The sequence below is a fragment of the Rhizobium sp. 10N427 genome, assembly GCF_056394605.1.
The window spans coordinates 368808-381470 of sequence record NZ_JBFTID010000006.1; the positions used below are offsets into that span (position 1 = coordinate 368808).

Genomic DNA, 12663 nt, shown 5'->3' on the forward strand with positions numbered 1-12663 from the left:
CCCGCATTCGCACTTGGGGGCGGCGAGAACGGGTGAGCGCTGGAGCGTTGGGCGGTCTATGTCACTCATTTGGCAAGCTCTATTTGAGGGAGAGGGCAAGATTATTTGTTCCCTTTTTGTTCCGATGGCTTTAGAATGTCAACTCTTTTGATAAGGATCACAGGGACCAACGTTCATGGGCAAACGCTTGACGCAAACGACCATAGATCGTGGATGGCCATATCAGGTTGCCATCCTAGCCGTCCATTCTGAAGGGAGCCTTGCGGATGAGCAGGCTCTTTACTGCAATCGGTTACTCCGTTGCAGTATGATCAACTCAATCACCTTCGAGGGACAAACCTACAAGGTGAATTGCTTCGCGACGCGAGCGGGAGCGGAAGCGTTCATTTCGAAGTTCGGCGGGGAATGGTTTGACCCGCGAGATCGAGGGCGGGGCGTGAATGCTGACATGTGGCTGAAAGGATCTAGCTCGCGGTCGCGAGGTGAAAGGCCATGATGACCAAGCCTTCACCGTCGCCGGCTCCTGGACCATATTTGAGGAGCTTCACTGCGGTCATCAATGTTGGCGGTTTTCTTGCGGAGATAGCGCGGGCGCGAAGCCGATTGCCGACCTGAACCGGATGCGCGATGAAATGGGTGATGTCCATGCAGTCAGTGCCAGAAAAAAGGGCCAGCTGAAGACGATCGGAACATAGAGACTACGAATTGCGACGATGGCAACGCAAAAGGCCCACCGGGTAGCACCTCTGGTGGGCCTTCTTCACGCCAACAGAAGCTTACGCTTTGTCGACAACCTTCTTGACTGCTTCTTTGGCTTCGCCCTTAGCCTTTTGCGCATCGCCCTTGGCTTCCTGCGCAATGCCCTTGGCCTGCATCTCACGGTCGTCGGTGGCTTTGCCTACGCCCTGACGGGCTTTGCCCGCGAATTCGTTTGCCTTACCGGAAACCTTGTCAGCTGTGCTGCCCATCGAATTTCTCCTTTTAGAAACTGAATTGTTTCAGTGAGATATCAACGGCGGTCGTACCAGATCGTTCCATGCCTGGACACTCGCTGCCGGCTTACGACGTCCAATCATGCTGCATCCATAACCGGCTCGATCTTCAGGAGCTCGTCGGGCAGGGGCCGTTGCAGCGCCTTTGCCTTCTCCCAGGGTGCTGTCAGCCAGGTTTCAACCTCCTCCTTGGCTGTCAGGATGACCGGTATTGCCTTCTGATGGATTGAAGCGACGACCCCATTCGGCTCGGTGGTCAAGAAGGCGAATAGATCGATGGTCACCAGACCATCCTTGACCTTGCGAACGCTGGTCCAGTCCTTGACCCATAGACCGGCAAAGAACATCAGTGGATCGTCACCCGTACTGGCGAACCACGCATTCGGTGTCCGGCCTCCCTCGATCTTGCTTGCCGGGTCAGGCTCGGCGAACCGGGTGAATGGGACCACACAACGGTTCTGCACGCCGAGCCATCGCTTCCAGTGCTGGCTGGATGTATTTCGTATGTTGGTCGTGCCGCCGTCAGGCTCCATCTTGAGCAGTTCGTTGAAGTCGAAGGTCTTGCCCTTGGCCCGGAGCTTGTCGGCCCGCTTGCCGGCTGCATCAAGGAGAGCCTTGCTGGAGGAAGGCAGGCCCCAGCGCACCACCAGCTCACGCCGATCTTCGTTGTTCCAGGTGGTCAGACGCCGCGCTTGTTCCCCCACAGGAGGACATGCAGCTGCGGCAGTACCCTCGCTTCGAACCAACGATCTTCGGTGACCTTGCCGACCAGCCAGTGCATTCGGTCCATCACGCCATCGATGTCGACGACAGCCTCTTCTTCTGTCGGGGGCGGTGGGGTATGGTTTCCTGGTTGGAGAAAGATGGGGTAGGCGGGAAACCGATTGGCGACGCCTCGAGCAAACGCGTAGTCGGCATCGTCGAACACCACCATCTTGATCACGGTCTGCGGACGGTCCGCCGCCAAGCTGAGGCAAGACGAGAAAGCCTCCCAGTCGGGGTCCATTCCGCTGGAGGGCGGCTTGGGGCTCAGAACAAGTGCATCAAGCCGTCCGAACCAGTCCTTTGCGATACTGCCCTGCGTTTCCAAGGCGAACCGGTAGCCTCGCTCATGTCCGAGGTCGATGAGCGGTCCAAGAGGCTGGATGGCGGGATTGCCGCCGGAGAGCGAAATCGTCAGAGGTATTCCGCCCGCGAGATCGTCGACCTCTGCCAGAACGTCAGCTGCGGACATCGGACGCCAATCGTGCCGGAACTCGCTGTCCACGGCATGAAGGCTGTCGCACCAACTACATCGGTAGTCGCAGCCGCCAGTCCGAACGAACACGGTGGGCAGTCCGATCAGAGCCCCTTCGCCCTGGATGGTTGGCCCGAAGATTTCGCTTACCCGGATATCGGCGGTCACGGGCGATACTCCGCCCAGGTCTTGGGCGTCTCGCTCACCCTGACCGAGGAAATCTCCGGGAAGCGCTCCCTGCACCACTCGAAGAAGTGTCTGGCCAGAAATTCAGACGTCACCTTTTCATGCCCGAAGACATCGTTGAGATGCCTGTGATCCAAAGTGTCGTCGATGTAACGCTTCAGGATCGAGAGGTCGCTGTAGTCCCGGACAAAGCCGTCGGCGTCGAGCTCGGCAGCCGCAAGCTCGACAACCACGATGTAATTGTGCCCATGGAGCCTGGCACACTGGTGATCGGCGGGCAGGTGGCTCAGCTGATGCGACGCCGAGAAATGAAATTCCTTGGTGATCCGGTACATCAACGCACCTCTTCCGCCGAATAGCGCGACACGGCTTCGGACCAGAAGTTCGGGTCCTCGTAATCCGTGGGATCGGTGTGCCCGGCGAGGTGGAACGCCTCGCGCCGCTCGACACAGGTGCCGCAGCGGCCACAGTGGCGTTCGCCCCCTTTGTAGCAGGACCAGGTCTCGGCAAAGGGAGTGCTGTGATTTGCCCCATCAACGACGATAGCAGCCTTCGAGAGGTTGACGTATGGGGCGAGTAGACTGACGTCTGCGTATCCATCCAGCGCGCGCGCCTGCATAGTTTGAAATGCGTCGATGAAATCGGGCCGGCAGTCGGGGTAGATGAAATGGTCTCCGCCGTGGACGGCCACTGCGACAGCGTCAGCCTTTTGCGCGGCCGCAAGACCGAATGCGATCGAAAGCATGATGGCATTCCGGTTCGGGACGACCGTCGACTTCATGGTCTCTTCGGCGTAGTGGCCATCCGGCACCTCGACGTCATCAGTCAGTGCCGACCCTGTCAGGTGCGCGCCGATCGAACGGATGTCCAGGACGTGATGTGGGACGCCGAGCCGCTCCGCGCAGCGAGCCGCGTACCCGATCTCCTTGTTGTGGCGCTGGCCATAATTGAATGAGATGAGGCCGATAAGTTGGTTTTCCGTTGCGACCCTATGTGCAAGCGAAACGGAGTCCAGTCCGCCGGAGCAGACGACGAGTACTTTCATGTTGTGATCCCTTGTTTTGATGAACCGGGTGGGCTGCGACCGGTTAGCGGAGCGCTTCTATTCGGAAAAAGCCATCGTGGGAAGGGGGAGCGTTGAGTCTTGGCGATCGGTTGGCCCGCTCTACCTGCTTCGCAGAGAAATGGAGAGAATTATGAAGGTCCAGAAATTCAGCCTCGCAGATGCAGACCTTACCAAGTCACCCGGACAAGATGCGGATATTTTTGTGGGCAACCTCGTCGATGAGCGCCACGGCGGACCTATCACCGTCGGATACGGCCGCTACGCGCCCAACCAAACATTGACCGAAACGATGGCGGTTGACGATGTCATGATCGTCATCGAAGGGCGGCTCGCCGTTTCTACCGGGGCCGGCACAGTCACGGCCGGTCCAGGTGAGATTGTCTACATGCCCAAGGGGGAGGCCGTTACGATTACGACGGAAGGCGAGGGGGCTCTCACGGCGTATGTAACCTATCCGCATTGGGCCGAACATCACGAATAGAGCCGGCCAACATGAGGGCTTAATAATGAAACGGGTTCTTTTGATCGGCATCCATCCTGACGCGGTCGATACCTCCGATCCATCCCTGCCGGCTGGGCTTACCAATGAGAAAATTGCCGTGGGCATCAGGCTGACCCTCTCCGACATGCAGAGTAGGGGTTGGGACGCCGGCTTCTGCGCTCTACGGCCAGCGACGGCTCAGGCAGATGTCGAAGCCTCACTCGCCGAGCACTGGGATTGCGTGGTGATTGGCGGGGGTATCCGCATTCCACCGAGCAATCTTAAGTTATTTGAACTCGTCGTCAACACAGTCATCCGGGTTGCGCCGGGCACCGCCATCGCATTCAATACGTCGCCTGAAAACAGCGCCGACGCGGCCGAGCGATGGCTGAGGTGACTGGGACTAGTCGATGGCAGTCTGAAAAGCAAAAAAACGACTGTCGCCGACTAAAACCATTCGCTTCGTCAACGCCCATTGATACAGACGGCGCTTGTCAATCAGGGAGGATAGCGACATCACCAGCGTCAACAATGCAGACCATAACCCACGCCGCGTGACCGACATGGATGTCCTCATCGGAATGCGTCTTCGTGTCGCGCGAGTTTCCGCTGGATTAAGTCAAACGGTCGTCGCCGACCATCTGGGCATTACATTCCAACAGGTCCAAAAATATGAACGTGGTGCAAACCGCATTGCGGCCACGACGCTCAACAAAGTCGCTGCCCTCTTCGGGGTTTCGATCCTTTATTTCTTGGAAGAAGAATCGGGGGAAGTTGCGTCCGCGGAGGTGCCGCTGCGGCCAAAGTCGACAGACTTGGCCATGACCAAACGGGGCCAACGGCTACTGAGATATTTCGCGGCGTCGCCGGACAAGGTTCAGACCGCGGTCTTCAAGTTGCTTCAAGCCACTGGAGGCGACGAAGGAGAAAGCGACGACTGACTGGTGGATGGATTGATTTGTTACCGGAGAGGTCGAAGTTGGCCTCGCCGGGCGAAGTCGCCGAGATTGACAACATCCACCATCCTGTCGGCCTCCTCGGCTTCCAGCGTGTCCAATAAGACACCGTGAAAATCGACTGGCCAGCCTGTGAATATGTCGATGATTGACCAGTACTGGTCGTCAGCGTTCTTGGAGACCTGGTATCGGAGATGGGGCATAGCTTGATGGTAGCGCGCGGACGGATGTAGGCAAGCCCCGGAGGCCACATCCATGGGATGCCGTCACTGCAAAGTCTGATGGACCGCGGGGTCTCTCATGGCTACGTGTTTTGTAGACAGCGGGGCTTCTTCGCTTGCCCACACCAACATCGCCAGCGCGGCGACCCCGAGATAGCCAAGTTTGCTAGTTATGGCGCTCCGCGCAGCCTGAGCACGGGTGCAGCCGGTCCTAGTTATCGAGTTCATGTAATCGCGCTCGCTCCAGGTTCGTCCGGGGAAGCTACGCCTTTCTCTGAGTCGGTCCAATCCCCAGATCTGGGCTGGAGGGATATGGTCACCTGTGCGCGGTGTCTAGGAAATACGTGCGCGGTCTCGGTCGGTTTGTACTCCCAGATTCCAGAATTTCGAACATCTGGTAAGCTCCTGATTCTGCAGGAAAAACCAAAGTGCAGAGCCGTCAACGTTACCAAGTTTGAGACGATACTCCCTAAGGATCGGGCGCAAATTCCTTCGAAGTTCGAATGATTGCTTGTTCGGGCAGCCGAACAGTTTTTCGCCGCCGTGCGACATATCGGACAACAAAGATGGTAGTTTCAGCGCGACCCAATGCTCGCTGTCGTCTGTGAGTGGCAAGACCGTGGCCAAAAGGGGGTTTGCAGCCACTTGAAGGGTCAGGACAACGATCGCAGCGGACAAGGAAACCAGACGGGATGCCATGCTGAACCTTGGATAGAGAAACGCGAACGCACTACCTATCGCGCCAGCGGACGATATCTTCCAAGTGTCAATCATTCGTAAAAAGATGAGACAAGGTCGGCGGACGTTCAGTCGCTGCTTGACGCAAAAAGGGGTTGGCATCCTACTCGCCTGATTTCAGCCCCTGAGGTAACATCAGTCGACCCGCGGGAGGCGAGATGACCTTTAGACAGAAGCTGATGACGTTGGCCGTTGCCCCGCTGATAGTCGTGACGATTGCCGTTACGATGTTCCTGACTTGGCAGTCCACACGCCTTGCAAAATCGAACATCGAAGCGTTTCAACAAAGCATGCTGAGCTCAAAGCAAGCTGAGATCGCAAACCTGACAAACGTTGCCCTGTCCTCGATCAACTCGATCTACTCCACTGCGGCACCGGACGACGTTGAAGCCAAGGCACGCGTATCGGAAATACTCATGTCTCTCGACTACGGCAAGGACGGCTATTTCTTTGTTTATGACTTCGATGGCAACAGCGTCGTCCATCCCCGACAGCTCTTTAGAAACGGCAAGAACTGGATGAGCCTCGTCGATCCCGATGGGGATCGGGTCATCAGCGAATTGATAAAGACAGCACGGGCCGGTGGCGGTTATCATCGATACAAGTGGCAACAACCTTCGACGGGCGCGCTGTCCGACAAGATTTCGTATGTGGTCGCGTTGCCCAAATGGAATTGGATACTCGGAACGGGAGCTTACCTAGACGACGTGGCAGCACAGGCCAGAGCTGCCAACTTGGCGATCCAGGATCGGACCCGACAAAGTTTCGTCCTTGTTGCCTTGTTCGCGTTGCCTGCGGTGTTCATCGTTTTCTCCACCTGTATTTTCGTGACTTTCGATCAGCGAAAGCTCGCAAACGCAGTGCAAAAGCAGTTGACGCAACGGGTGATCGAGACCCAGGAAAGGGAGAGGTCGAGGCTCGCCCGCGAGCTGCATGATGGCATTTCTCAGGAATTGCTGGGCGTCAGGTACGCGATGGAACTGGCAGGCAGGCGTGCTGGCGACGTTTCGCCCGAGCTGAACCGCGCGATCGAGGAAACCATCTCGACGCTCAATACCACCATCCGTGAGATCAGAAACATATCCCACGACCTTCGGCCTCGCGCCCTGGACGACATCGGCCTCGTAGCCGCGATCAAAAACCTTTCCGAGAAGTTTTCTGCTCGTTCGGGAGTCGCGATCTCGCTGGATGCGGACGGCTTCGTCGATGATCTTGTTCCCGATGCGCGCACGGCCCTGTTCAGGGTGACCCAGGAAGCGTTGAGCAATGTCGAACGACACGCCGGTGCAAGCCGTGTGTCGCTCCGCTTGTGGAACGAGCGTGGACGGACCCGTATGCAGATATCCGACGATGGACGCGGCGTCGATTTCAGTCGAGCCCCACAGGCAAGGGGGCTTGGGATGGAAAACATGCGCGAGCGGATAGGTCACTTCGGCGGCGTTCTGCTGATCGACGGAGACGCAAATGGGACGCGCCTGCTTCTTATGTTGCCTAGATCCGCCAGCCAGCCGGTCGCAGACAGCGGGGCAGCAGCGTGACTGGGCCAATATCGGTTATCCTGATCGACAACCACCCCGTCGTCGCCGAGGGTCTTCGCGGAGTGCTGAACACTTACTCCGGGATCGAGGTGGTTGGCGTGGCGTTCGACGTTGAGACGGCCTTGCCCCTGGTTGCCGAGAAACGGCCGACCGTTGTTCTGCTGGACATCAACATGCCCACGATTAGTGGGATTGATGCCATCTCAATGGTGAAGGCTCGCCACCATGCTGCCCATGTCGTGATGCTGTCGATGCACGACACCCGCGAGTACATCTCGTCGTCGATCCTCCGCGGAGCCTCCGGTTACGTCCTCAAGGACGTCCCAACGGCAGAGATCGTAGAGGCGATAGAAGCCGTTGCCCGTGGCGAGACCTACTTCTCGCCTGCTATTCGCGAAACCTTGCTTAGTCAGGGGAGAGAGGCGCAGCCGGAAAAGATCACTCAACGAGAACACGAGGTTGCCACTCTTATCGCAAGCGGCAAAAGCAACCGGGACATTTCAGGGGTGCTCGGGATTTCCGAGGCCACCGTCGAGACCCACCGAAAAAACCTCAAGCGTAAACTCGGGGTTTCGTCCACGGCAGAATTGGTTCGCTTCGTCCTAGAACATCCCGAGCGCCTTGTTACGCTACCCAGTAGTGGGTAGATGCCGGCCAGAATGGCAGATCGGCCTCTTGCGATCTGACCGCTCCAAGGGCTAGCCCATGACATGCGCATGGGGGAGGACCTGTGCCTGGGGAGGAACTCGCGTTGCGTGCGGCCATAGGCCGATACACTGACGATCGGTGCCTCTCCGGCCAAAGCTGATTTTGGGCCGGTTTTCGAGAGGATCGATGTCGTGGACACTAAACCCACCAGTAAAGCAGCGCTCTGGCTGCTGGTAATTCCGTATATTGGGCTCCTATGGGTGCCTTTCTACAATTTCAGTGAGCCGTCGCTTTTCGGCTTTCCGTTCTTTTACTGGTACCAGCTCGCGTGGGTGCCGATCACTGCTTTCCTGATCTGGATCGCCTATCGGAGCGTGCGCCATGACAACTGAGATCGACACCACGGCGCTGGCCGTCTTCATCTTTTTTTTCATTCTGGTCACTGTCATGGGCTTCGTCGCAGCCCGTTGGCGCAAGCCCGAAACACTTGCCCATATCGACGAATGGGGCCTTGGCGGCCGCTCGTTCGGAACGTGGATCACCTGGTTCCTGGTCGGCGGCGACTTCTACACGGCCTACACCGTGATCGCGGTGCCGGCGCTCGTTTACACGGTCGGTGCTTATGGCTTCTTCGCATTGCCTTACACGATCATCGTCTACCCCTTCGTCTTCATGGTCATGCCGGTTCTCTGGAAGCGTGCCAAGGACTTCGGCTATGTGACTGCAGGTGACGTCGTGCATGGCCAGTATGGCTCGCGAGGCCTTGAGCTTGCGGTCGCAGCCACTGGCGTTATCGCGACGATGCCTTACATCGCTCTTCAGCTGGTCGGCATGACCGCTGTCCTCAAGGGGCTTGGCCTTCACGGCGAGCTTCCGCTGGCTATCGCATTCATTGTGCTGGCGCTCTATACATATTCTGCAGGCCTGCGTGCTCCGGCGTTGATTGCTTTCGTCAAGGACATCATGATCTATATCGTGGTGATCGCGGCCGTGGCGCTCATTCCCTCGAAGCTCGGAGGCTATGCCAATGTTTTCGCTTCGGCGGACGCTGCCTTCCAGGCAAAGGGTTCCGGCAACCTGCTGCTCGGTGGCAACCAATATGTAGCCTATGCGACGCTGGCGCTCGGTTCGGCGCTCGCGGCCTTCATGTATCCCCACACGCTGACCGGCATCTTCGCCTCCAACAGTGGCAACACGATCCGAAAGAACGCCGTGCTGCTGCCCGCCTATACCCTGCTGCTCGGACTGTTGGCCCTGCTCGGCTATATGGGACACGCAGCCGGCCTCAAGCTTGACAGCGCCAACGACGTCGTCCCGGCTCTGTTCAAAACCCTCTTTTCGGGATGGTTCTCCGGTTTCGCCTTTGCGGCGATCGCCATCGGCGCACTCGTACCGGCGGCTGTCATGAGTATCGGCGCGGCCAACCTCTTCACGCGCAATTTCTGGAAGGCCTACGTCAACCCCCATGTCAGCGATGCGGGTGAGGCGAAGGTCGCCAAGATCACCTCGCTGGTCGTCAAGATCGGTGCTCTGCTTGTCATTTTGTTCCTGCCAACGCAGTTTGCTCTCGACCTGCAACTGCTCGGCGGCATCTGGATATTGCAGACCCTCCCGGCGCTGGTCTTCGGCCTGTATACGAACTGGTTCCGTGCCCCGGCCTTGCTTGCAGGTTGGTTTGTCGGGTTCTTCGGGGGGACTTATCTGGTTTGGGACGCGGGGTGGAAGCCTCTCCACTTGGTCGCGATCGGGGACGTCAGCTTTACGATGTACACGGGCCTGCTCGCTCTTGCCGCCAATATCCTGATCGCCGTCGTTCTGAACCTTTTGACTGCCAAGCGTTCAGTCTCGACCGCGCACTGAAGTTTGGCGATTTCTGACAATGGTGAAGGCGCGCTGGTAAAAGGCGTGCCTTCATCGCCACCGCTTCGCCCAGCATGCGCGGGTGTCTGCTAGCCCAGCATTCTGGATAGGGCCTTCGCTGCTATCTTGGACACTGTTCCGAGATGGTCGGCAACCGTGGCCCGGCGGCCTAAGGTCGGCAGAGGTTCGGTCTCCTCGTAAAACCGAACCTCCCCGTGGTCGCCTTCTCAGCGAAGCGCAACGCCGGCCTTTTAGGCACGCGAGATTCAGTCGTCAACGGCCGTCAGGGCGATTTTTGGGATACGCAATTCGGTGCTGGAGGAACCTATCAGTGCCTAGACGATTAATGTCCAAACAGGAAAGCCAATGCCCCGCGAACAACTCGACACCGACCTATTCCGAGCAGCTTGGGTTGCTGGTATCAACGCTGTAACAGACGATGCAGTCGAGAGCCTGCAGTATTTGGCTATGATGGCCAGGCCGTCGATAGCGCGCTACCAAGCGTCTAACGGCGATCTCAGGCGCGATATGGACGCCGTCCTCGAAATCGGATTAACGAAAGTCCAGCGGAGCGGGGAACTCCCGGGCTGACCGTACAGACCCTGCAGCAACCCTATTGGCAACGCCGGGGAATTCTTGGGAAATTGACGGTACATGAGGGAAACGCCCACAACTAGAACCTATCTCGGGTTGATGCGTTTCGTGGCCAAATCACTAAAAGCGAAAAACATGATTCAGCGCGATATCACCGCACGCCCGAGTTTCGATCTCCATACCGGCGACGAACACTTCATCGACGGCCTTACTCGTTCTACGGACCCGAAACTTCCGATCACAACCCCTTCGCCGATCTCATATCACAAATCGATCACGTCGAGCAGGATCAGAGCAGAAAAACTGATTTAGGATCAATACGGCGGACTTGCCCAAGTCCTAGACTCTGGCCCCGCCTCACAGTTGCTATCCGGTCAGACGCCGGGGAAGTCCATGTGAGGCGCGAGGCCGATCAAAAACGGACGCTCGACGCTGGCTATTCCACAACAAAATCCAATAGCCAAAAGTTCACCTGACACCGTGCTTATCTCGAAACTTCGTTTTAGCCACTCCATCATGTATGCGTTGAAGAGGTTCATTATGACCACACAGTGAGTGGTGCAGTTCCCGGAACGCTTGGCGGGGGGGCGCACTGAACGCTTATGACGATGCCAACGTCCTTGAACTCTCTCAAGATTGCAGCGCCACTATCCGAAAGACCAAATTACCTTTTGGCAGATTTCCGAGATTTATCTGTCCTTCTCCGCAGGAGAAGAATCGTCTCACGGCTGGATGCCAGTTGCCGACGGCTTCGTGACCGATGATGGGAAGTACCGACTTCAACGAGAGCAGAAGCGAGGGGCGGACTAATTTGTCGCTGGGTGACCAGTATCAATCGAAAGCTGCTCGCGGCAGTCTCAGACATCAGCAAAAATCTTTCACGGTCTGGCCACATCAGGTCTCACTCCTGGCGACGCGCCCGGAAGACCTGTTGGATGCTACGTAGGAGCTTTCATCCCAGCGAACGAACCCTTCGTAGCGTTCTCCCGCCGTGCCGCATCCGGTCGAGCAACCGCGTGGTGTTACCATCCGGATGGCAAAGGCAACGAAGCGATGATCGGCGAGATCATAGCAGTTCTGGCCCGGCCTGAAACCTGAACGCGTCGCACGCTAACTCCGTACTTGATGAAATCGGCTAGCCGCTAACGACCGATAACCTTGCGCACGATCTTGATCAGGGTTTCGGGATCAAAAGGCTTTGTCAACCACCCCGTCGCTCCGGCCGCCTTGGCCTGTGCCTTCACATCGCCATCGGATTCCGTCGACAGGAAGATTATCGGGACGCCCGCTCCGATTGGCTGTTTCCGGATTGCTTCGATCATCTGCAAGCCATCCATGCCGGGCATGTTTAGATCGGTGATGATCAGGTCGAAGACGTCCTGTTGCGCTGCGGCTAGACCTTCAGCGCCGTCGCTGGCCTCGACGACGGAGTAGCCTGCGTTGGAAAGTGTGACATTGATCGTAAGGCGAATGCTAGCAGAGTCGTCAACTGTTAAAATGCGTGCGAGGGTCATTCAGTCTCCAGGGTGCGTGAAGGTGAGGGTGGCAAAATCGGGGAAAACCTCTAACTATTTGTGTTACCCCGATCCTGATATCAGGGATCGACCCAGAAATGGCGTAGAGCCCGAAGCTTAATCCTTCTCAGCCCGAAAACGGGCATCGGTACCGTAAAAGCCGCGCATCGCAAGCGCTCACATCGGAGACATGCCAGTGTCCTCGATGCTGCCATCTACTCAGTCCGCGACGTAGATCAGGACAGGCAGCCTTTAGAATGGCAAAAAACAGGGGCTAGAGCCTCTAAGGTAGCGCGCCGCTTACAAAGGTCCGCAGAGGCGTTTGCGCGATTGCTCAAATTGGTTCCTTCCTTCGAAACTCGACGCCCAACGTGGCATCTACCCGTTTTCGCACGTCGAATGTTGACATGCCTGAGGCCATCAGCTTGCTGAAGTCGTCTCTCATCCGGATATGGGCCTCAGGATATTTCCTAAGGGCCGTAGGAAGCGGGTTGCCGCTCCGAAATGCCTCCTTGGCGGCCGCGCCGCCGAAGCGGTCGGCTGCCAGTTTCCCCATTCACCTGCGCTACCTCGGTGACGACCACCTTCACGATCTATCTCAGCGGCGGTTCGGAGCTGCCGTTGTGCATGAA

Annotated in this window: 15 protein-coding genes; 7 read left to right on the forward strand and 8 right to left on the reverse strand. The window is 57.5% G+C overall.

The genetic code is table 11. The features are described from left to right. Nucleotides 1–464: 464 nt before the first annotated feature. The 6 genes from AC1DIJ_RS16100 to queC all read right to left on the reverse strand — a co-directional run bounded on the left by AC1DIJ_RS16100 (nucleotide 465) and on the right by queC (nucleotide 3460). The gene (locus tag AC1DIJ_RS16100) at nucleotides 465–647 is read right to left on the reverse strand and encodes a hypothetical protein (RefSeq protein ID WP_112389188.1); all 183 of its coding nucleotides are present in this window, start codon (nucleotides 645–647) and stop codon (nucleotides 465–467) included. A 129-nt stretch (nucleotides 648–776) separates the two neighbouring features. Next, nucleotides 777–968, reverse strand: coding sequence for a CsbD family protein (locus tag AC1DIJ_RS16105; protein ID WP_477831463.1), 192 nt, complete (start codon nucleotides 966–968; stop codon nucleotides 777–779). A gap of 104 nt (nucleotides 969–1072) precedes the next feature. Then, the gene (locus AC1DIJ_RS16110; protein WP_477831464.1) at nucleotides 1073–1696 is read right to left on the reverse strand and encodes an SOS response-associated peptidase family protein; all 624 of its coding nucleotides are present in this window, start codon (nucleotides 1694–1696) and stop codon (nucleotides 1073–1075) included. Next, on the reverse strand, nucleotides 1672–2397 hold the full coding sequence (queE, locus tag AC1DIJ_RS16115) for a 7-carboxy-7-deazaguanine synthase QueE (RefSeq protein ID WP_112389186.1): 726 nt from the start codon (nucleotides 2395–2397) through the stop codon (nucleotides 1672–1674). The genes AC1DIJ_RS16110 and queE overlap by 25 nt, the downstream gene beginning before the upstream one ends. Further along, nucleotides 2394–2750, reverse strand: a complete 357-nt coding sequence (gene queD, locus AC1DIJ_RS16120; protein ID WP_112389185.1) for a 6-carboxytetrahydropterin synthase QueD — start codon at nucleotides 2748–2750, stop codon at nucleotides 2394–2396. The genes queE and queD overlap by 4 nt, the downstream gene beginning before the upstream one ends. Further along, complete coding sequence (gene queC / locus AC1DIJ_RS16125; protein WP_112389184.1) at nucleotides 2750–3460, reverse strand: 7-cyano-7-deazaguanine synthase QueC; 711 nt, start codon at nucleotides 3458–3460, stop codon at nucleotides 2750–2752. Before queC ends, queD begins: the two co-directional genes overlap by 1 nt. A 151-nt stretch (nucleotides 3461–3611) precedes the next feature. Here queC and AC1DIJ_RS16130 point away from each other — a divergent pair, with 151 nt between their 5' ends. From AC1DIJ_RS16130 to AC1DIJ_RS16140, 3 genes are all read left to right on the forward strand, one after another. Beyond that, nucleotides 3612–3962, forward strand: coding sequence for a cupin domain-containing protein (locus AC1DIJ_RS16130; RefSeq protein ID WP_112389514.1), 351 nt, complete (start codon nucleotides 3612–3614; stop codon nucleotides 3960–3962). A gap of 25 nt (nucleotides 3963–3987) precedes the next feature. Continuing rightward, the gene (locus AC1DIJ_RS16135; protein ID WP_112389183.1) at nucleotides 3988–4359 is read left to right on the forward strand and encodes a hypothetical protein; all 372 of its coding nucleotides are present in this window, start codon (nucleotides 3988–3990) and stop codon (nucleotides 4357–4359) included. A 94-nt stretch (nucleotides 4360–4453) separates the two neighbouring features. After that, nucleotides 4454–4903, forward strand: coding sequence for a helix-turn-helix domain-containing protein (locus tag AC1DIJ_RS16140; RefSeq protein WP_162706020.1), 450 nt, complete (start codon nucleotides 4454–4456; stop codon nucleotides 4901–4903). 569 nt (nucleotides 4904–5472) lie between these two features. Here AC1DIJ_RS16140 and AC1DIJ_RS16145 read toward each other — a convergent pair. Continuing rightward, a complete protein-coding gene (locus tag AC1DIJ_RS16145) occupies nucleotides 5473–5838 on the reverse strand; it encodes a hypothetical protein (RefSeq protein ID WP_162702853.1) in 366 nt (121 codons plus the stop codon). A gap of 197 nt (nucleotides 5839–6035) precedes the next feature. Here AC1DIJ_RS16145 and mctS point away from each other — a divergent pair, with 197 nt between their 5' ends. The 4 genes from mctS (at nucleotide 6036) to mctP (ending at nucleotide 9923) form a co-directional block, all read left to right on the forward strand. Next, the gene (gene mctS / locus AC1DIJ_RS16150; RefSeq protein ID WP_112389180.1) at nucleotides 6036–7415 is read left to right on the forward strand and encodes a two-component system sensor histidine kinase MctS; all 1380 of its coding nucleotides are present in this window, start codon (nucleotides 6036–6038) and stop codon (nucleotides 7413–7415) included. Further along, nucleotides 7412–8062 (forward strand): two-component system response regulator MctR, encoded by a 651-nt coding sequence (gene mctR / locus AC1DIJ_RS16155; RefSeq protein WP_112517493.1) that lies wholly within the window; start codon nucleotides 7412–7414, stop codon nucleotides 8060–8062. Before mctS ends, mctR begins: the two co-directional genes overlap by 4 nt. A 192-nt stretch (nucleotides 8063–8254) precedes the next feature. After that, complete coding sequence (locus tag AC1DIJ_RS16160; RefSeq protein ID WP_112389178.1) at nucleotides 8255–8455, forward strand: DUF3311 domain-containing protein; 201 nt, start codon at nucleotides 8255–8257, stop codon at nucleotides 8453–8455. Further along, nucleotides 8445–9923 carry a monocarboxylate uptake permease MctP gene (mctP, locus tag AC1DIJ_RS16165; protein WP_112389177.1) on the forward strand — a complete coding sequence of 493 codons (1479 nt, stop codon included), beginning with the start codon at nucleotides 8445–8447 and terminating at the stop codon, nucleotides 9921–9923. Before AC1DIJ_RS16160 ends, mctP begins: the two co-directional genes overlap by 11 nt. Before the next feature lie 1736 nt (nucleotides 9924–11659). Here mctP and AC1DIJ_RS16170 read toward each other — a convergent pair. Beyond that, on the reverse strand, nucleotides 11660–12031 hold the full coding sequence (locus tag AC1DIJ_RS16170; protein ID WP_112389174.1) for a response regulator: 372 nt from the start codon (nucleotides 12029–12031) through the stop codon (nucleotides 11660–11662). Between the last annotated feature and the right edge of the window lie 632 nt (nucleotides 12032–12663).